This is a genomic window from Variovorax paradoxus EPS (genome assembly GCF_000184745.1).
In the GTDB taxonomy this organism is placed as follows: Bacteria; Pseudomonadota; Gammaproteobacteria; order Burkholderiales; family Burkholderiaceae_C; genus Variovorax; species Variovorax paradoxus_C.
This window is the reverse complement of record NC_014931.1, coordinates 423,508-441,303: the sequence shown is the minus strand read 5'-3', so window position 1 is coordinate 441,303 and position 17,796 is coordinate 423,508. Positions and strand designations below refer to the sequence as shown.

General features: G+C 68.4%; 16 protein-coding genes. 5 read left to right on the top strand and 11 right to left on the bottom strand.

From position 1 onward, the window contains the following. Positions 1–10 precede the first annotated feature (10 nt). Genes VARPA_RS02065 through VARPA_RS02050 form a run of 4 tightly spaced genes read right to left on the bottom strand, consistent with a single transcriptional unit; the run spans position 11 to position 5,150 of the window. Complete coding sequence (locus VARPA_RS02065) at positions 11–988, bottom strand: LLM class flavin-dependent oxidoreductase (protein WP_041943188.1); 978 nt, start codon at positions 986–988, stop codon at positions 11–13. A 45-nt stretch (positions 989–1,033) separates the two neighbouring features. Then, positions 1,034–2,710, bottom strand: a complete 1,677-nt coding sequence (locus VARPA_RS02060; protein ID WP_013538879.1) for an FxLYD domain-containing protein — start codon at positions 2,708–2,710, stop codon at positions 1,034–1,036. Continuing rightward, positions 2,707–4,572 (bottom strand): VanW family protein, encoded by a 1,866-nt coding sequence (locus tag VARPA_RS30070; RefSeq protein ID WP_013538878.1) that lies wholly within the window; start codon positions 4,570–4,572, stop codon positions 2,707–2,709. The genes VARPA_RS02060 and VARPA_RS30070 overlap by 4 nt, the downstream gene beginning before the upstream one ends. After that, positions 4,545–5,150 carry a DUF6891 domain-containing protein gene (locus VARPA_RS02050; protein ID WP_013538877.1) on the bottom strand — a complete coding sequence of 202 codons (606 nt, stop codon included), beginning with the start codon at positions 5,148–5,150 and terminating at the stop codon, positions 4,545–4,547. The genes VARPA_RS30070 and VARPA_RS02050 overlap by 28 nt, the downstream gene beginning before the upstream one ends. Before the next feature lie 272 nt (positions 5,151–5,422). On the opposite strand from VARPA_RS02050, the gene VARPA_RS31535 reads away from it, so the two are divergent. After that, complete coding sequence (locus VARPA_RS31535) at positions 5,423–6,463, top strand: hypothetical protein (RefSeq protein ID WP_234974911.1); 1,041 nt, start codon at positions 5,423–5,425, stop codon at positions 6,461–6,463. Positions 6,464–6,549: 86 nt separating this feature from the next. Here the strand turns inward: VARPA_RS31535 and VARPA_RS02040 are convergent, their stop codons facing one another. Further along, positions 6,550–6,930 (bottom strand): hypothetical protein, encoded by a 381-nt coding sequence (locus tag VARPA_RS02040; protein WP_013538875.1) that lies wholly within the window; start codon positions 6,928–6,930, stop codon positions 6,550–6,552. Positions 6,931–7,187: 257 nt separating this feature from the next. Here VARPA_RS02040 and VARPA_RS02035 point away from each other — a divergent pair, with 257 nt between their 5' ends. Further along, the gene (locus tag VARPA_RS02035; protein ID WP_013538874.1) at positions 7,188–7,655 is read left to right on the top strand and encodes a DUF6314 family protein; all 468 of its coding nucleotides are present in this window, start codon (positions 7,188–7,190) and stop codon (positions 7,653–7,655) included. A gap of 6 nt (positions 7,656–7,661) precedes the next feature. Here VARPA_RS02035 and VARPA_RS02030 read toward each other — a convergent pair whose 3' ends face one another. From VARPA_RS02030 to VARPA_RS02015, 4 genes are read right to left on the bottom strand one after another with little or no spacing between them, the layout of a single operon-like run. Continuing rightward, positions 7,662–8,240 carry a biotin transporter BioY gene (locus VARPA_RS02030; protein WP_013538873.1) on the bottom strand — a complete coding sequence of 193 codons (579 nt, stop codon included), beginning with the start codon at positions 8,238–8,240 and terminating at the stop codon, positions 7,662–7,664. A 45-nt stretch (positions 8,241–8,285) separates the two neighbouring features. After that, positions 8,286–8,879 (bottom strand): energy-coupling factor transporter transmembrane component T family protein, encoded by a 594-nt coding sequence (locus VARPA_RS02025; protein ID WP_013538872.1) that lies wholly within the window; start codon positions 8,877–8,879, stop codon positions 8,286–8,288. Further along, positions 8,872–9,630 (bottom strand): energy-coupling factor ABC transporter ATP-binding protein, encoded by a 759-nt coding sequence (locus VARPA_RS02020; RefSeq protein WP_041942739.1) that lies wholly within the window; start codon positions 9,628–9,630, stop codon positions 8,872–8,874. Before VARPA_RS02020 ends, VARPA_RS02025 begins: the two co-directional genes overlap by 8 nt. A 41-nt stretch (positions 9,631–9,671) precedes the next feature. Further along, entirely contained in the window at positions 9,672–10,517 is an 846-nt protein-coding gene (locus VARPA_RS02015; protein ID WP_013538870.1) for an isocitrate lyase/PEP mutase family protein, read from the bottom strand. Between the two features lie 128 nt (positions 10,518–10,645). Here VARPA_RS02015 and VARPA_RS02010 point away from each other — a divergent pair, with 128 nt between their 5' ends. Together VARPA_RS02010 and VARPA_RS02005 are read left to right on the top strand one after the other, a co-directional pair. After that, on the top strand, positions 10,646–11,359 hold the full coding sequence (locus VARPA_RS02010) for a YebC/PmpR family DNA-binding transcriptional regulator (protein ID WP_013538869.1): 714 nt from the start codon (positions 10,646–10,648) through the stop codon (positions 11,357–11,359). A 27-nt stretch (positions 11,360–11,386) separates the two neighbouring features. Beyond that, a complete protein-coding gene (locus tag VARPA_RS02005) occupies positions 11,387–11,815 on the top strand; it encodes a GFA family protein (RefSeq protein WP_013538868.1) in 429 nt (142 codons plus the stop codon). A 9-nt stretch (positions 11,816–11,824) separates the two neighbouring features. On the opposite strand, the gene VARPA_RS02000 is transcribed toward VARPA_RS02005, so the two are convergent. Further along, complete coding sequence (locus tag VARPA_RS02000) at positions 11,825–13,813, bottom strand: sensor histidine kinase (protein ID WP_013538867.1); 1,989 nt, start codon at positions 13,811–13,813, stop codon at positions 11,825–11,827. Between the two features lie 119 nt (positions 13,814–13,932). Then, positions 13,933–14,502 (bottom strand): single-stranded DNA-binding protein, encoded by a 570-nt coding sequence (gene ssb, locus VARPA_RS01995; protein WP_041942737.1) that lies wholly within the window; start codon positions 14,500–14,502, stop codon positions 13,933–13,935. Positions 14,503–14,674: 172 nt separating this feature from the next. On the opposite strand from ssb, the gene uvrA reads away from it, so the two are divergent. Next, positions 14,675–17,791 carry an excinuclease ABC subunit UvrA gene (gene uvrA, locus VARPA_RS01990; protein WP_013538865.1) on the top strand — a complete coding sequence of 1,039 codons (3,117 nt, stop codon included), beginning with the start codon at positions 14,675–14,677 and terminating at the stop codon, positions 17,789–17,791. The last annotated feature ends 5 nt before the right edge of the window (positions 17,792–17,796 follow it).

Here is a 17,796-nt window from a genome sequence, read left to right as displayed (position 1 = left end):
AAATCGGCCTTCAGCGGATGCCGTCCAGCAGCTCGTAGGAGCGCAGCCGCGCCGCGTGGTCGAAGACCTGCGAGGTGATCATCAGTTCATCGGCCCCGGTGCGCGCGACGAAGGCCTCCACGCCCTTGCGTACCGTCTCGACCGAACCGACCGCCGAGCACGACAGCACCGAGTCCAGCAGCGCGTTCTCCGCCGGCCCGACCTTCTGGCGGTAGTTCTCCACCGGCGGCGGCAGGCGGCCGGGCCGGCCGCTGCGCAGGTTGACGAAAGCCTGCTGCCACGAGGTGGCGCGGAACTCGGCCTCCTCGTCGGTGTCGGCCGCGAACACGTTGAAGCCCAGCATCACGTATGGCTTCTTCAACTGCGCCGAAGGCTTGAAGGTCTCGCGGTAGATTTGGATGGCCTGCATGATCTGCTGCGGCGCAAAGTGCGAGGCGAAGGCATAAGGCAGGCCCAGGTGCGCCGCGAGCTGCGCGCCGAAGGTGCTGGAGCCGAGGATCCACACCGGCACCTCGAGCCCCTCGCCGGGCACCGCCCGCACCGGTTGCTGCGGCGTCTTCGACATGAAATCCATCAGCTCGACCACGTCCTGCGGGAACTGGTCGGCATCCGATTCGAGATTGCGGCGCAGCGCACGCGCCGTGCGCTGGTCGGAACCCGGCGCCCGTCCGAGTCCCAGATCGATGCGCCCCGGGTACAGCGACGCGAGCGTGCCGAATTGTTCGGCGATGACCAGCGGCGAATGGTTCGGCAGCATCACGCCACCGGCGCCGATGCGAATCGACGTGGTGCCCGCCCCGATGTACGACAGCAGCACCGCGGTCGCCGCGCTCGCGATGCCCGGCATGCCATGGTGCTCGGCGAGCCAGTAGCGCGTGTAGCCGAGCTTTTCGCCGTGCTGCGCCAGCGAGAGCGAGTTGCGGAACGACTGCGCGGCGTCGCTGCCCTCGGTGATGGGGGAGAGGTCGAGGATCGAGAACGGAATCATGGGCGCCATCATGGCGCGATCCGTCCAACGTCGCCCCGGCAGGGGCTATTCGGTTTGATATAGCGTCGAAACGCTTGCAAAGTCCCGGCCGTTCTGCGTGATGTCCACCTGGAACGGCACGCTTTCGCCCGGCGCGATGGCCGGCAGGTTGTCGACCAGCTTGAAGCCGGTGAGCTGCCCGTTGCGGTCCCGCAGGCTCACCCACAGCCGCACCTTGCCGATGATGGCGTTGCCCGGGTTCTTCACGCTGCCCGAGACCTCCACGCTCTTGTAGGTGAAGCGCTGGCTGAAGTTGAGCAGCACGCTGCCCAGCTCGGCCTTGGTGCCGGTCACCTTCACCTCCAGCGGTTTGCGCGGCCCCGGCAATGCGGCGCGGCGCATCGGCTTCCATTCGATGCGGGTCGAGGTGAAGCGCTCCATGTCCTCCGGCTCCAGGAAGATCGGGAAGCGCTCGCCCGGATAGAGGTACGCGAGGCCCGTGATGTTCGTCGTGCCATGCGCCTTGCTCCCGCTGAAGCGCGAGATCACGCCGCCCGGCGCGAGCACCACTGCATCGGTGCTGCGGTTCACCAGTTCGCCCAGAAAGAGCCGCTGCTGGATGTTGTTGCGCCCATCGACCAGCGGCAGCAATTCGAGGTCCTTCGGATCGAAGCGCTCGCTGTCCTCGGCCAGCAGATCTTCGGTGCCCAGGCGCAGGTCGGGGTTGAAGCTCTCCGGCCCGGCCGCGGTGCGGATCACCCGGTCGGCGCTCCGCACCGGCGTGCGCGAACCCGAGGCATCGACGATGTTGTAGCCGATGCGGTAGTCCCAGGCCGCGATCGCAGCCCCGCGGCCGAAGCGGGCGACGCTCACGTCCACCGAGGTCTGCCCGCCGGGCTTGAGTTCGCTCGCCTGCGCATAGCCGTGCCCGAAGCCGATCACCTGCCCGGCGTCGTCGTACAGCGTGGCCAGCACGTCGATGCCGCCGACGATGGCCGCGTCCTTGCGCGTGTTGTCGATGCGGCCGACCAGCCGAACGCGCTCGCCCTGCTGCACCAGCCGCACGCGCGAAAAAGTCATGCGCGGCCCGTCGGTCGCGGTGTAGGGCTCGGCGAGCTTCTGCACCTGCAGCTCCTGCCGCGTGACGTTCTTTCCGTTCGGCATGTCGATCAGCGCGGGCGCACTTTCGCCCGGCTCCAGCACGAAGATCGGCAGCGTCTCGGTGCGCTCGTCCACCTTGCTGTCGCCGTCGTAATACGTCGCCCGGATGCCCGCGCGCGACAGCGGCTTGCCGGTCTCGTTGCGCGCCACCACCAGCAGCTTGGGTTGCGCCGAACTGCCGCTGCCCAGCAGCACCTGCCGCGGCTCGCCGAGCTTCAGGCCGTCCACCGGGATGGTGCGGTCGACGAACGCGGCCACCACGGGCTGCTGCGTCCCGGCGGGCTGGCGCGACGCGATCAGCAGCTCGGCGATGCGCGCCACCAGCACCACGGCCAGCACCACGGCGATGCCGATGCCGACCTTGCGCAGCATCAGCTTCTGCCGCAGCGCCTCTTCGGCCGCGAGCCGCCGGCCCGCCTCGTTCTTGACCTGGTCCAGCACGCGCTCGAGCCGGTCGGAGACCTTGTCTTCCACCAGCGTGACCGAGCCGCAGTGATCGCAGGTGTATTCATTGAGGCCGGTGCGCTTGAGCACGCTGCTGCCGCACTCGCCGCACTTGAGCGTCTGGAGATCGATGGTCATGAAGCGCTTTCGTCGTTCTTGTTGTTGCCGTCGTCCGCGTTGCACGCGTTCTTCAATGCCGCACGCAGACCCTCCACATCGCCCGCTGCCACTTCGCGCACGCCGGACAGTCCGGCGAGGCCGCAAGCGCTCGATGCCACCACCGGCACGCCGGCTGCCAGGGCGCGCAGCAGCGCGCGCGGTGCGTGCTCGATGTGCGCGGGCAGCACGACCACGCGGGCGCCGTTCAGCCCGTCGCCCCGCCAGTGCATATGCTCGACGCTGCCGATGCCGCGCCAGAGCTGGGCATCGTCCGAGGGCGATCCGAGCACGCGCAGGCGGCAGGGCCAGCCTTGCAGCGCCGCGGCCAGTTCGCGCGCGCCCTTTCGCGCGAGCGCGCTTGCGGCGAACACTATCAGCGGCGGCGCATCGCATGCGGCATCGATGTCGCGCGCGGCAGGCAGCACCCAATCGAGCCGAAACAATGCCGCCCGCGGCGCCATCGCAGCCAGATGCGTTGCGGCTTCGGCATGCGGCGTGACCACCGCTGCAACCCGCGCCAACGCCGCGGCCTCCGCCTGCACGAGCGCGGCATCCGCACGAAAGTCGCGCAGCGTGGCGTCACCGGGCCAGCGCTGCGCGGCCGCATCGAGCCGGCGTTCGATCTCCGCCATCGGCAAGGCGCTGGCCAGCACCGTGACGCGGCGACCGTCGAGCGCGCCGAGTTGCTGCAGATGCGGCAACAGCGCCTGGTCGATCACGAGTTGCGTGTGCTCGGGCTTCAGGCGTGCGGCGAAGGCAAGCGCCAGCCAACGCTGACCGCCGATCAGGCTGCCCTGCCGCCGGCCCGCATGCCGCGCCCAGAGCCGCTGCCACACGGTGCTGCGCAGGCTGGCCCACCACGGCGACTGGACGGATGCGGCGCCATCCGCGACGGCTTCCCGGTGCCGGCCCGTGGCCGGCCCGGCGCGCCAGAACGCGAGCCGCAGCGGCACCGGCTGCATGCGGTCGGCGCCGGTGTGGTGTGCGGCGAGATAGCGCGCGAACTCGGGCGTCCACGCGTCGAGCAGGACGGCCGTGCGTCCTTGCTGCGCCACAGCAGGGAGCAGGCGGTGCCGGAAGCAGGCCGTCTGGTCGCAGCTCAGACAGCCGCGTGCCAGCGGCAACGCAGCGCTGGCGCCCTCTTCGCTCGCCCGCCGCAGCGCCATCGGCACCGCCGGCATCGCGATCGGCGAGCGCGCGCGGATGCGCAGCACCAGCTCATCGGAGGTCAGCTCGACCTCGAGCCGCCACGCATGCTTCGCGCGTACCTTCAGATCGACGTAGTTCCAGAACACCGTCGCATCCACGGCATCGCCCGCGGCATCGGCGGCCTGTTCGATGCGCGCGGTGTGTCCGTGGCGCTCCACCAGTTCGAGCCCGGCGCGGGCCGCCACGGTGGCGAGCGCATTCGAGAGTTGGCACAGGCCCCCGGCCAGCGTCGGCACCACGCAGCCGCCGCGCAGTTCGCGACCCTGCACGAAGCCGCGCGAAGCGCTCGGCCGGCCCAGCTGGCGCCAGAAACTCAGCACCTCCCCGGCGGGCACCTCGATGGCATCGAAGGCGCGGCGCGCCACGCGCAGGTTCTGCACCTTGCCGGCCACGAGGGGAAATTCGTCCGCGCGTCCGTCGGACCAGAGCGGGGTTCGGTACTGCGCGAGCACCGGCGCATCGGCCAATGCATGGGCATCGCCGTGCCAGCGCCGCGCCGAAGGCCGCAGCGCCTCGCGCAACGCGTGGGCGCTGGCCAGCAGCCGGGAGCGCAGCCAGAAATCGATGGCGTCGATGCGGCGCGGCGGCTGCCAGGCCCGCACGCTCACACCGACGGGCCTCGCTTGCGCCATTGGCCGAGGTCGGCCTCGATGCGCTCGTTGATGTTGCCGCTCCAGTTCGCCTGGAAGCCGGCCGCGCGCAGCAGTTCGATGATGCGGTGGCCGATCACCACGGTGTTGGCCTCGCGCTGCTCGATCTCGGGAATCATCCCGCCGCTGAACGCCAGATGCAGCCGGCCGGTGCGCACCGCCGTATCGAGGTCCTGCGAGTGATAGAAGCAGCAGCCCCGGATGCCCGAGCCCAGCCGCCCGGCCGCGCGCCAGTGCTCGCGCACGTCGTCGTGGCCGTCGGAGAGGGTGTTGCCGGCGCGGTGCAGGGCAATGATCTTCTCGCTGCGCAGCTGGGCGAACACGGCTTCGAGCCGGTCGTACTCGGTCTCTGCCGGCCACTGGGCCTCGGCTGCGTGCTTGGCGGCGCAGATGCTGGCCACCTCGGCCTTGACCCAGGCCCTGTCTTCGCTCGTGAGCTCGTCGGGGTCCAGATACTCGTCGGTGATCATCCACTCGACATCGGCATCGGGATAGAAGCCGCACCACACAAGGTCGTGAATGCGTCCGCGCGTATCTTCAGGGGCAAGAGTTAGAGCCATGCGTGTTGGGTTGTCGCATCACGGGCGACGGGTCATGCTTTCATTTTTCCTGGCGGAAACGTCGTCGTATTTTCGCGTGTCCGCACCACAGTGGCGCAGTAATGCGAAAGCATGAGGTCGGGAGGCCATCCCTTCCGCGCCGCCATCATGATTGATGCGCTGCGGCAAGGCAATGCGCCTTTTGGCCCAGTGGCCGCCCGCCGCACGGCCGGCTCACGCGAACTTTCGGCCTAGTGGCGCACCGGCATGGGGCCACGTGGAACGCCGGACGCATGGCTATGCTCGTCGCCTCCTCCATGGCCCGCCTTCATCCGTCCGTCGCACGCATCGCCCATCTTTCCGGACACACGCCGGGCTACGGGTATGTCTCGCCCGACGGCCGCTACCAGGCGGTGGAGGCCGGCGGCGACACGCTGATCGTCGACCTGCAGGCGCGGCGGATGCACCGGGCGCCCGGCGTGTACCCGCGCGGCTTCGAGGAGGCGGCGCCCGATGGCGCGACAGGCACCACGCTGCGGGTGGAAGGCGAGGAAACCGCCACGGCCTACCTGCCGGCCTGGACGGATCTCCAATGGATCGCGCTGGAGAACACGGCGGAAGATTTCTGGACGCCATGGCCCGATCCACCCGATCGACGATCAGCCGACTTGCCAACGGTCGATGAAACGCTCCCTGCCGAATGGACCTCCGATGCACCGCAAGCCACGGAACGCGTGCGCAGATCCGTCGGCGACTGGGTGGCCTGGTTCGTCGCGCTGGCGGTGCTGGCCTTCTTCGCGGTCTTCGGCGTCAGGGCAATGACCTGGGCGCTGGCCGGCGGTTGGCAATGGCTCTGGATGGCGGTCGGCTTGCCGGTGTTCGCGATGTTCTCGGTGCTGACGGTGGTCTTCGTCGCCACGACCTTGCGCGAGCGGCGCCGTGTGCGCGTGGCCTTGAGCGGCATGTCGCTGGAGCGCGGGGAAGGCTTTCGCGTCGGCGAGCCGCTCGACGTGCGTCTGCTGGCAACCGTGCCCGACGCGCATGCAGGCGAGCGCACGGTGGCGCCGGAGCGCATTGCCGTGCGGCTGATGCGGCGGTCGATCCGCAGCGAAACCGACGGCCGCTGGAGCGTGATGGACGAATGCCGCGACGAAGCGGTTGCCCTGCGAGACGACTTGACCCGCGCCGGCCGGGTGCTCTATGCGTGCGAGCTTTGCGCGCGCCCCGCTCCCGACGACGCGTCGGCGCAGTGGTTCGTCACGCTGCACGAAGCGGCCGCGCCGGACAGCGCGCCCTTCGTCGTCGCCGGCCTGCGGCTGCTGCCCGCGCGCTGACTCGGGCGTGCGAAACGAGACGACAAGAAAAGCCGGCCCCTGCTTTCGCAGGGCCGGCTTCGACAAGAGCTGACGCTCTCGGAGGATTACAGCGGCAGTGCGTCGCCACGAGCGGCAGCGCGGGCTGCGGCGCGAACGGCGTTGCGGTCCACGGTGCTGGCGACCAGCGGGGCCACGCCAGCCGATGCGCCTTCGGCGTACGGATCGGCGCTGTGTGCGGCGGCAACGGCTTCCGACCGGACGGCAGCGCGGCTGGTCGACGAGACGAACACTTGCGCAGGGCCTGCATTGGCGCCGGTGGCGTACGGGTTGGCGCTGTGCGCGGCAACCACGGCCTGGCTGGCGACATCGGCGCGGGAGGCGGCCGAGGTCAGTTGGTGGACGCCGTCATAGCTTTCGGCGTGGGCGGCACCGGCAACAGCCATCAGGGCAACAGCAACGGCGGAGAGGATCTTCGAGGCGGTCATTTGGATTTCCTTCAATTCAGTTCAGTTTTTGCTTCGGATGATTTCGAACCGGTCTTGGGTGGGTCACCGTCCCTCCGGGGGGCGGCCACCTCGCTCGGGGCCCTGTTCACCCAGATCGGCTTGGGGGCCGGTCTGTGGATGTATTGTGCGACGCCATCTACGTAAAAACCCTTAGCAAAAGGAACCGCGGCGTTCACAGAACGGAAACAATCAATGCTCAAAGGTCAGGGAACTCGGGCTGGCTTAGAGTTCGGGACATGGAAACGACGCCTCTCCCGCCCCTCGCCTGGGGCATGCCGGACACGGTCTTCGACCTGTTGGAAGGCGTCTGGGACCTGGACCGCGTCATCGAGGGCAAGGCCACGATGGCCGGAACCGCCCGGTTCGTGCGGCTCGACGCCGGCCAGCTGAAATACCGCGAAGAGGGCCGGATCCAACTGCCTAACGGGCAGGCGTTCGATGGGCACCGTGAGTACGTCTTCGAACGCAGTCCTAAAGGGTTCTCGGTCTTCTTTGCCGAAGTCCCGCCGCGGCTCTTTCATGACATCGCCATCGTGCGCGAAGGCGACGAACTCGTCGGATCGGCCGGCCACCTCTGCGTTGCCGACCAGTACGACAGCGTCTACCGGTTCCGCGCGGATGGCTCATTCGTCATCGAGCACCTGGTGAAGGGCCCGCGCAAGGACTACCTCTCGCGCACCGTCTTCAAGCGGCGCGGGCTGTAGCGCTGCTCAGTCGCGGTCGAGCCGCCAGCTCGGCATGCCGCGCATCACCGTCTGCACGAGCATCGCGCAGATGCCGCACTTGATGAGGTCGCCGGGAATGAACACCAGCATCGCCAGCGCCGCCTGCGTGAGCGACATGTGGGCGATCAGCGAGAGCCCGACGATGCCGAAGGCATAGACCACGACGATCCCGCCGACCACCGACGACAGGAACGCCGCGGCCAGCAGCCCCTTGCCGGTCGCGCCGGCCATGCGGCGCATCAGCAGCCCGCAAGCAAAGGCGCCGAACATCCAGCCGAACAGGAAGCCGCCGGCCGGCGCGACGAACACCGCCAGCCCGCCGCGCCCGCCCGGCAGCAGCGGCAGCCCGAGCGCCACCGCCAGCAGGAACAGCGCAATCGCGAAGAAGCCGCGCCGAGGCCCGAGCAGGCAGCCGGCCAGCATCACGCCCAGCGACTGCAGCGTGATCGGCACGCCGAACGGCAGGTCGACCTTGGGAATCAGGCCGAACACCGCCATCAGCGCGGCGAACAGCGCGATGTACGAGAGCGAACGGGACGAGGTGATGGAGCCGGTGGTGGTCATGACGCGATTCGGAGAGGGGTGTTCGTCGGATTCTGCGCCGCGCTGCTATCGGCCCAGCCGCGCGGCCAGCGCATCGGCCACCCGCTCGGCGGTCTGCAGCGTGCGGATGGTCAGCGGCGCCAGGAGGCGCAGCCCGCCGCCATGCCCGGCGCGGGCGCGGTAGGCGTCGTCCAGGCGCTGCCACTGCACGTAGAAGTTCTCGGCAAAGCGCAGCATCAGGCCGATGCCGAGCGCGATCCGCTCGGTCGGCACGCCGAAACGCTGCAGCGGCCGCATCACGGTTTCGAGCACGGCCAGCAGGTCTTCGAAGCGCGTGGTGAGCGTCAGCATCAGCGCGAGCACGGCCGCGCTCGCGAGCCGCAGCGCGCTCGCCACGCCGAGCACAGTCGTGCCCAGGAACCAGTGAAAGCCGACGATCAGCGCGCAGCCGATCGCGATGCCCGCCAGCATCCGCACGCGCAGCCACGCCGTGCGGCCGAGCGATGCGAAGAGCAGCAACACGACGACGCAGGCGATGCCCAGGTGAACCGGCCGCTCGACCAGCACCAGCAGCGTGCCGCACACCGAAAGCACCGCGAGCTTGACCCACGCCGGCAGCGCATGCGTCCAGGTCGGATGCGACGAGTAGAGGCTACGCATGGCGTGGGCCCCGCTCGGCCTCGGCGCGCTGGCGCACGTTCTCGGCATAGGCCTCGCAGACTTCGCGCCCCGGGCCATCGGCACGCACCCGGCCTTGTTCGAGCCACAGCACGCGCTCGAAGTCGTACACATGTTCGAGCAGGTGCGTGGAGACGACGATCTGCTGGCCCGTCGCTTCGAGCTGCGCCGCGAGCCGCGCCTGGCTCAAGAGGTCGAGGCTTGCAAAGGGCTCGTCGAGCAGCAGCGTGGCGGGTTGGCCGATCTGCAGCGCCAGCAGGCACACCTGCTGCCGCTGCCCCTGGCTCAGTTCGCCGATCGCGCGCCCGGCCCACGCCGCGAGCCCGCGTTCGGCCAGGAATTCGCGCGCCCGCTCGCGCGCCGCCTGCCGCGTTTCGCCGCGCGCCGTGAGGCTGAACGCGAGCTCCTCGGCCACGGTGGGAAAGATGATCTGGTCGTCGGGGTTCTGGAACATCAGCCCCACGTGCTGCGAGAGCTGGCGGCGGTCGGCCTGCGTCCCCTGCGTGTCGCAGCCATGCACCACGACGCGCCCTTGCTGCGGCTGGTCGAGCCCGCTGATGAGGCGAAACAGGCTGCTCTTGCCCGCGCCGTTGTCGCCGACGAGGCCGATGCGCGCTTCGTCGAGGCTGAGCGTCAGCTCGTCGAAAACGCGCTGTTCGCCGCGAACCAGCGTGACCGATTCGAGGCGGATGCTGTACGGGACGAGGGGGTCGGTAGGGGTCGGCTGCGGCAAGGGGTCGCCACTGTACCCCAAGCCTTCCTGCAGCCTTTTTCTCAGGACGTGCCGGAAAAAAGGGCGTTGATCTCGCCTGCGGACAGCATCCCGGCGCTCATCGCGCGAAAGCCGGCGTCGCTGCCGTCGAAGGCCTCGGCGGCGATGCGTCCGAGCAACCCGAGCGCCGCCTGCAGCGGGCCGCAGCCCAGGCTGATGCGCCTCGCGCCAGCGCCGGCGAGCACCGCGACCGGCGGTGCCTGGGTGTGGCCGGCGTAGACGTTCACCGGCAAAGGCACCGCAGCAGCAAGGCTCGCGATTTCCTCCAGCTTCGACATGCCCGGCACGAAGATGCCGTCGGCGCCGGCCGCTGCGTAGAGCCGGGCGCGCCGCAGCGTGTCTGCGTAGCGCGCGGCGGGGTCGTCGTTGGCGACGAAGTAGGTGTCGGTGCGGGCGTTGATGAAGAGGCGCACATCCAGCTTGCGCAGCGCAGCGACGCGCTCACAAAGGATTTCCGGCGGCGCGAGTTCCCGCGTGCCGGGCAGCGTCCCGTCTTCGATGTTGATGCCGGCCACGCCCATGTCGATGAACGCGCGCACCACCTCGCATACGGTCTCGGTGCTGTCGCCGAAGCCGCGTTCGATGTCGACCGTGACCGGCACGCGGCTCACGCGGCAGATCCGCGCGGTGGCGGCGAGCAGTTCATCGACGGGCACGCGCTCGCCGTCCGGGTAGCCGAGCGCCCAGGCGATGCCCGCGCTGGTGGTGGCGATGGCTTTCGCCCCGGCGCGCTCGACGATCCGCGCGCTGACCGCGTCCCATGCGTTCACGAGCACCAAAGGATCGGCGCCGGCGTGGAGTCGATGGAAAGTTTCCGTTTGCTGTTGTCTTGTTTCGATGGAGGGCATGGTGTCGTCTGTATCGATGATGAGGAAACGACGCGAGCGTAGCGACGCCCCGCCCCCGAAACTTGGAGAAAACTGCGGCCCGGCGCGCTGCGGCTACAGTAGCTCCCCCGAATCGAAGGAACACCGCCATGGGCGCACAGTGGAAAGCAAAGCACAAGGACCTGGCCGCCAATGCCAAGGGCCGCCTCTTCGGAAAGCTGGCCAAGGAAATCATGATGGCCGCGCGCAACGGCGCCGACCCGGCCTCCAATTCGCGCCTGCGGCTGGTGGTGGAGCAGGCCCGCAAGGTCTCGATGCCCAAGGACACGCTGGATCGGGCCATCAAGAAGGGCGCGGGCCTCACGGGCGAGGCGGTGCATTTCGAGCATGTGATCTACGAGGGCTTCGCGCCGCACCGCGTGCCGGTGATGGTCGAGTGCCTGACCGACAACGTGAACCGCACCGCACCTGAAATGCGCGTGCTGTTCCGCAAGGGCCAACTGGGCACCTCGGGCTCGGTGTCGTGGGATTTCGATCACGTCGGCATGATCGAAGCCGAGCCCGCGAACGCCACGGCCGATGCCGAGGTCGCCGCCATCGAAGCCGGCGCGCAGGACTTCGAGCCGGCCGGCGAAAGCAACGCCACGGTGTTCCTCACCGACCCGACCGACCTGGACCTCGTGAGCCGCGCGCTGCCGGCGCAGGGCTTCACGGTGCTCTCGGCCAAGCTGGGCTACAAGCCGAAGAACCCGGTCGATCCGGCGAGCCTGAGCGCCGCGGATCTGGAAGAAGTCGAAGTCTTCCTGGCAGCCATCGACGCGAACGACGATGTGCAGAACGTGTACGTGGGCCTGGCGGGCTGACGCCTTCTTCGGTTGCGAGAGACACCGGTGACAAGCCCCGGGACAACCACCGTCCGCAGCCTCGCCGGCAAGTGCCTGTGCGGGGCCGTCCACTACACGGTGGCCGACGAATTCACCTACGCCCTGAATTGCCACTGCGCGGACTGCCGGCGCGCGACGGGCTCGGCCTTCAAGCCCTTTGCCGGCATCGAGCGGCACAAGCTGGCGATCACGCAGGGCGCCGACACGCTGCTGATCCACGGCGAAGAAGACGCCGGCGACATCCACTGCGGCAAGTGCGGCTCGTTCCTGTATTCGGTGGTGCGCGATGGCATGTTCGTGCACGTCACCCTGGGCACGCTGGTCGACGATCCGTCCATCCGACCCAGCGCACACATCTTCGTCGGCTCGAAGGCCCCCTGGTTCGCCATCAACGACGACCTGCCGCAGCACCAAGGGCACGCGGGCGCCGACTGAGCGCGGGCTTCAAGCCTTCCGCGGCTTGCGCTGCAGCGGCAGCCACAGCGTGAACAGCGTGCCCGTCGGCCCCGAGCGCCAGCTCACGCCCCCGCCGATGGCCTGCGCACGGCGCAACTGGTTCTGCATGCCGCGCCCGCCGGCCTCGGCCATCGCCTTGTCGACGTCGAAGCCCTGGCCGTTGTCCTCGATGGTCACCCGCACGCCCTCGGCCTCGGGCGCGGTGCCCACGCGGATTTCGGTGGCGCGCGTGTGGCGCAGGATGTTGGCGATGCTCTCCTGCACGATGCGCAGGATGTGCAGCGCGCTGGTCGGGTCGAGCCAGTCGAGCGGCGGGATCTCCTGCACCTCCCAGCGCAGCGCGACGCCGGAGCCCTCGAGCCGGGGACCGAGGCGGTAGCGCAGCGTGGCCAGCAGGAGCAGCAGGTCTTCCTCGAGCGGCTCCATCGAATCGATGGTGAGCTTCAGGTCGTCCAGGCAGCTTCTGAGGATATGCGACACCTTCTCGTCGCTGAGGCGCCCGTTCTCCACCGAACGGATCGCGCTGATGAGCGATGAGCCCAGGCCGTCGTGCATGTCCTGCATCAGCCGCTGGCGCTCGTCGCTGATGGTCTGGCGCTTTTCCACCTCGCGCAGCCGGCGGTGGCTCTGTTCGAGCTCGGCCTCGCGCGCCTGCAGGCGCTCGGCCAGGCTGGCGTTGACCAGTTCGACCTCGGCGATGGCGTTGACGTAGCGCCGGTACATCAGCGTGCCGAAGACGGCGAAGGTCACGGCGTTGGTGTAGGACCCCAGGTACCAGCCCTCCGGATTCGCGAAGTTGTTCTGCAGCAGCCAGTCGGACAGGCCCAGCAGCACGCACACGCCGATGCCGACGGCCACCAGCCGGCCTTCGTTCGAGCGGCGCCAGGCGCTGATGCCTCCCACCAGCGCCACGGCCGCGCCCATGGCGGCCGCGCCGACGTAGATGAGCGGCGTGACCTGCGGGGTGTTCGTCAGGATGCCGAGGCCCGGCAGGGTCAGCACGCCGATCAGCGCAGTCCAGCCGACCACCGCGTACGTGAGCCACTGGAGCGGTCGGCCATGCAATTGGCGCAGCGCAAAGTGCACCACCGCGACCAGCCAGAACAGCGAGTTGACCGTGAGCCAGGCGAACCAGTCGTTGGCCACCGGCAGGCTCACGTAGAAATGCAGACTTCGCAGGAACGACGTGGTCGCGAGATTGAAGAAAAGCAGGTAGCCGGTCTCGTGCCGGCGCCGGAACCACACGAACAGTGCGAACAGGCCCACCGCCATGAAGGCCGCGCCGAGCATGGCGGGCAGGTCCTGCTGGAACCACAGGCGCTTGTTGTAGCGGTCCTTCAGCGAATCGACCGGGCCCAGCCAAAGCGAAGACACCGCCACCTGCGCATTGCGCGTGTGCTCCAGGCGGATGAGGATTTCCTTCAGCGGTACGGCATCGGGCGTTTTCTCGATCACCACCCACAGCGGCGTGCGGGTGCTGTTCCACAGCGGTCCGTTTTCCTGGTCGCGGTGAACCAGCCGGCCGTCGGCGTACACCGCGATGGTGCCGTCGGTCTTGATGCGCACGCCGTACAGCGCGAGCGGGCCCGTGGTGACGGGCAGGTCGTGCACGGCCACGCGAAGCCACGTGGTGCGCGTTGCGCTGGCGATGAAGCGGTCGTCGGTCTGGCGCAGCAGCGCGATGGGCAGGGACAGGGGCAGCTCGATGGACTGCCAGGTGTCTGGCAAGGCCCGGCTGTCCATGACGATCGAGGGTTCGCGAAAGCCCGGCGCTTCGGTGACCTGCCAGTCGGCATGGGTGATCCGGGTCGCCGGCACGCCTGGCGCGGCGGAGGAACCGCCGAAGAAGACGATCATGAGCGCCAGGAGGGCGAGGGAGACGACCAGCACCACATTCGCCCAGAGGGGCGCGGCGCGGTATTTCGAGAGGCCTTCGAAGAACCACGCGCGCAGCTCGCGCACCATGGGGACGTTCATCGGGGTGCGGGCTGCGGGACGGGGTTCAAGGCGTTGCCGGGGACGAGGATGTGCCGGGCAAGACGCATGACCGAAGCAGCAATGAGAGAGCTTCGGTCATACGGGAGAGAAGGGTCGGGTCAGAACGGGATGTCGTCATCCATGTCGTCGAAGCCCGTCGACGACTTGGCCGGTGCCTGGCGCGGAGCAGCCGAAGGTGCCCGGGGTGCCGCAGCCGGAGCGCGGGGAGCGTAGCCACCACCACCACCGCCGCCGCCGCCGCCGCCATTGCCACCCTGCGAGTAGCCACCACCGCCGCCGCCTTGCGAATACCCGCCGTCGTCTTCCGGACCGCCCGACGGGCCGCCCTGGCCCTGGCGGCTGCCCAGCATCTGCATCTGGTCGGCGCGGATTTCGGTGGTGTATTTCTCGATGCCGTCCTTGTCGGTCCACTTGCGCGTGCGCAGCGAGCCTTCGACATACACCTGCGAGCCCTTGCGCAGGTACTGGCCGGCGATTTCGGCCAGGCGGCCGTTGAAGACGATGCGGTGCCATTCGGTGGCTTCGCGCATTTCGCCGCTTTGCTTGTCTTTCCAGCGATCGGTGGTGGCCACTGTGACGTTTGCGACCTGGTCGCCGCTCGGGAAGGTACGCATTTCGGGGTCGCGCCCCAGATTGCCGACGACGATGACTTTATTGACCGATGCCATATGCACTGCCCCTGATAAGTAGATGAAGGAGGAGGAGAAAGAGAACCGGGGATTGTGCCCGATGCCGGCCGGCGGGGCGCCACCGCCGGGCTCCTGGAACGCGCCGACCAGCGAAGCAGCCATGAAAGCGCCAGAAGCCGTCCATTGGCCATGAAATGCTGCTCGGACTATCATGTCCGGTTGCCCTCGGACGATCGCCCCCTTGAATTCCAAAGCCACTGAAGAACTCGCCGCCCAAGAGGAAAGCGCACGCGACGCGCAACGCGAACGCGACACCTACCTCGGCGCGGTGCTGGCGCAGCAGCGCATCAGCATCCGCGGTGCGCGCACCCACAACCTGAAGAACGTCGACCTGGACATTCCGCGCAACAAGCTGGTGGTGATCACCGGCCTGTCGGGCTCGGGCAAGTCGAGCCTGGCCTTCGACACGCTGTATGCCGAAGGGCAGCGGCGCTATGTCGAGAGCCTGTCGGCGTATGCGCGGCAGTTCCTGCAGCTGATGGACAAGCCCGATGTGGACGTGATCGAGGGCCTGTCGCCCGCGATCAGCATCGAGCAGAAGGCCACCAGCCACAACCCGCGCTCCACCGTGGGCACGGTGACCGAGATCCACGACTACCTGCGCCTGCTCTTCGCCCGCGCCGGCACACCCTACTGCCCCGACCACCACCTGCCGCTGCAGGCGCAGACGGTCTCGCAGATGGTCGACGCCACGCTCGCCATCCCCGACGAACCGCGCCTGTTGATCCTGGCACCCGTGGCGCGCGAGAAGAAGGGCGAGTTCCTCGAGCTCTTCGCCGAGATGCAGGCCGCGGGCTACGTGCGCTTCCGCGTCGACGGGCAAACGTACGAATACAACGACCTCCCCAAGCTCAAGAAGACCGAGAAGCACGACATCGACGTCGTGATCGACCGCCTGCGCGCACGCCCCGACATGCAGCAGCGCCTGGCCGAGAGCTTCGAGGCCGCGCTGCGCCTTGCCGAAGGCCGTGCGATTGCGCTCGAGCTGGGCGCTGAAGGGGTGGCCGACAAGGAACACCTGTTCAACGCCAAGTTCGCCTGCCCGATCTGCCACTACTCGCTGTCGGAGCTCGAGCCACGCCTCTTCTCGTTCAACTCGCCCGTGGGCGCGTGCCCGAGCTGCGACGGCCTCGGCCACCGCGAGGTGTTCGATCCGGCGCGCGTGGTGGCCTTCCCGTCGCTCTCGATCGCCAGCGGTGCCATCAAGGGCTGGGACCGCCGCAACGGCTATTACTTCAGCATGATCGAGAGCGTCGCGAAGCACTACAAGTTCGACGTCGATGCGCCCTTCGAGTCGCTGCCCGCCTCGGTGCAGCAGGTGCTGCTGAACGGTTCGGCCGCCGAAGAGATCAAGTTCAACTACACCATGGAATCGGGCAACTTCGCGGGCAAGAAGCTCACGAAGAAGCATCCCTTCGAGGGGATCATCCCGAACATGACGCGGCGCTACCGCGAGACCGATTCGGTGATGGTGCGCGAAGACCTCGCGCGCTTTCGGAACCTCCAGCCGTGCCCCGACTGCGGCGGTTCGCGCCTTCGTCGTGAAGCGCGCAACGTGTTCCTGGTCGATGAATCGGCCCGACCGGCCGATGGCGGCGAGCCGCCGCGCATGGCGATCTTCGAGCTGAGTCATCTCACCTTGCGCGACTCGCTCGCCTGGTTCCAGACGCTCAAGCTGCGCGGAGCCAAGGCCGACATCGCCGACAAGGTGGTGCGCGAGATCGGCCTGCGCCTGAAATTCCTCAACGACGTCGGCCTCAACTACCTGAGCCTGGACCGCAGCGCCGAGACGCTCTCGGGCGGCGAGGCGCAGCGCATTCGCCTGGCCTCGCAGATCGGCTCGGGCCTCACGGGCGTGATGTATGTGCTCGACGAGCCCAGCATCGGCCTGCACCAGCGCGACAACGACCGGCTCATCGGCACGCTGAAACACCTGCGCGACATCGGCAACAGCGTGATCGTGGTCGAGCACGACGAGGACATGATCCACGCCGCCGACCACGTCATCGACATGGGCCCCGGCGCCGGCGTGCACGGCGGCCGCGTGATGGCGCAGGGCACCTATGCCGAGGTGTCGGCCAATCCCGATTCGCTCACCGGCCAGTACCTCTCGGGCACGAAGAAGATCGAGGTGCCCAAGCACCGCACCGCATGGCTGCCGGCCGTGAAGAAGCCGGCCTTCAACGAAGGCAAGAAGCCCTCGCGTTTTCCGCAGAGCCCTGCGGCCGAACGGCGTGCGGCGCGTGAAGCGGCGCACATCGCCTCGCAGACCGACCTGCAGGAAATCCGCGTCGTCGGCGCCACCGGCAACAACCTCAAGAACGTGAGCGTCGCCTTCCCCGTCGGCCTTTTGACCTGCGTGACCGGCGTCTCGGGCTCCGGCAAATCGACGCTGGTGAACGACACGCTCTACACCGCCGTCGCGCGCACGCTGTACCGCGCGCACGAAGAGCCCGCCGAGCACGAGTCGGTCGAGGGCATCGAGTATTTCGACAAGGTCATCAACGTCGACCAGTCGCCCATCGGCCGCACGCCGCGCAGCAACCCGGCCACCTACACGGGCCTCTTCACGCCCATCCGCGAACTGATGGCCGAGACCAACACCGCGCGCGAGCGCGGCTACGGCCCGGGCCGCTTCAGCTTCAACGTGGCGGGCGGCCGTTGCGAGGCCTGCCAGGGCGATGGCGTGGTGAAGGTCGAGATGCACTTCCTGCCTGACGTGTACGTGCCCTGCGAGGTCTGCCACGGCCAGCGCTACAACCGCGAGACGCTCGAGGTCCAGTACAAGGGCAAGAACATCGCCCAGATCCTCGAGATGACGGTCGAGACCGCACACGAGTTCCTGAAGGCCGTGCCGACCATCGAGCGCAAGCTGCGCACGCTGCTGGACGTGGGCCTCTCGTACATCAAGCTCGGCCAGTCGGCCACCACGCTCTCGGGCGGCGAGGCGCAGCGCGTGAAGCTTGCGCTCGAGCTGAGCAAGCGCGACACGGGCCGCACGCTCTACATCCTGGACGAGCCGACGACCGGGCTGCACTTCGCCGACATCGAACTGCTGCTGAAGGTGCTGCACCAGCTGCGCGACGCGGGCAACACGATCGTCGTGATCGAGCACAACCTGGACGTCATCAAGACGGCCGACTGGCTCATCGACATGGGCCCCGAAGGCGGTGCCGGCGGCGGCACGGTGGTGGGCGAAGGCACGCCGGAAGACATCGCGGCGAACGAGGCGAGTCACACGGGGCGTTATCTCAAGCGTTTGCTGTAAGCCTC

Excerpts from the sequence above, each read along its gene's own strand:
- VARPA_RS02065 (WP_041943188.1), bottom strand. The coding sequence starts at position 988 with ATGATTCCGTTCTCGATCCTCGACCTCTCCCCCATCACCGAGGGCAGC.
- VARPA_RS02060 (WP_013538879.1), bottom strand. The coding sequence starts at position 2,710 with ATGACCATCGATCTCCAGACGCTCAAGTGCGGCGAGTGCGGCAGCAGC.
- VARPA_RS30070 (WP_013538878.1), bottom strand. The coding sequence starts at position 4,572 with ATGGCGCAAGCGAGGCCCGTCGGTGTGAGCGTGCGGGCCTGGCAGCCG.
- VARPA_RS02050 (WP_013538877.1), bottom strand. The coding sequence starts at position 5,150 with ATGGCTCTAACTCTTGCCCCTGAAGATACGCGCGGACGCATTCACGAC.
- VARPA_RS31535 (WP_234974911.1), top strand. The coding sequence starts at position 5,423 with ATGGCTATGCTCGTCGCCTCCTCCATGGCCCGCCTTCATCCGTCCGTC.
- VARPA_RS02040 (WP_013538875.1), bottom strand. The coding sequence starts at position 6,930 with ATGACCGCCTCGAAGATCCTCTCCGCCGTTGCTGTTGCCCTGATGGCT.
- VARPA_RS02035 (WP_013538874.1), top strand. The coding sequence starts at position 7,188 with ATGGAAACGACGCCTCTCCCGCCCCTCGCCTGGGGCATGCCGGACACG.
- VARPA_RS02030 (WP_013538873.1), bottom strand. The coding sequence starts at position 8,240 with ATGACCACCACCGGCTCCATCACCTCGTCCCGTTCGCTCTCGTACATC.
- VARPA_RS02025 (WP_013538872.1), bottom strand. The coding sequence starts at position 8,879 with ATGCGTAGCCTCTACTCGTCGCATCCGACCTGGACGCATGCGCTGCCG.
- VARPA_RS02015 (WP_013538870.1), bottom strand. The coding sequence starts at position 10,517 with ATGCCCTCCATCGAAACAAGACAACAGCAAACGGAAACTTTCCATCGA.
- VARPA_RS02010 (WP_013538869.1), top strand. The coding sequence starts at position 10,646 with ATGGGCGCACAGTGGAAAGCAAAGCACAAGGACCTGGCCGCCAATGCC.
- VARPA_RS02000 (WP_013538867.1), bottom strand. The coding sequence starts at position 13,813 with ATGAACGTCCCCATGGTGCGCGAGCTGCGCGCGTGGTTCTTCGAAGGC.
- ssb (WP_041942737.1), bottom strand. The coding sequence starts at position 14,502 with ATGGCATCGGTCAATAAAGTCATCGTCGTCGGCAATCTGGGGCGCGAC.
- uvrA (WP_013538865.1), top strand. The coding sequence starts at position 14,675 with ATGTCCGGTTGCCCTCGGACGATCGCCCCCTTGAATTCCAAAGCCACT.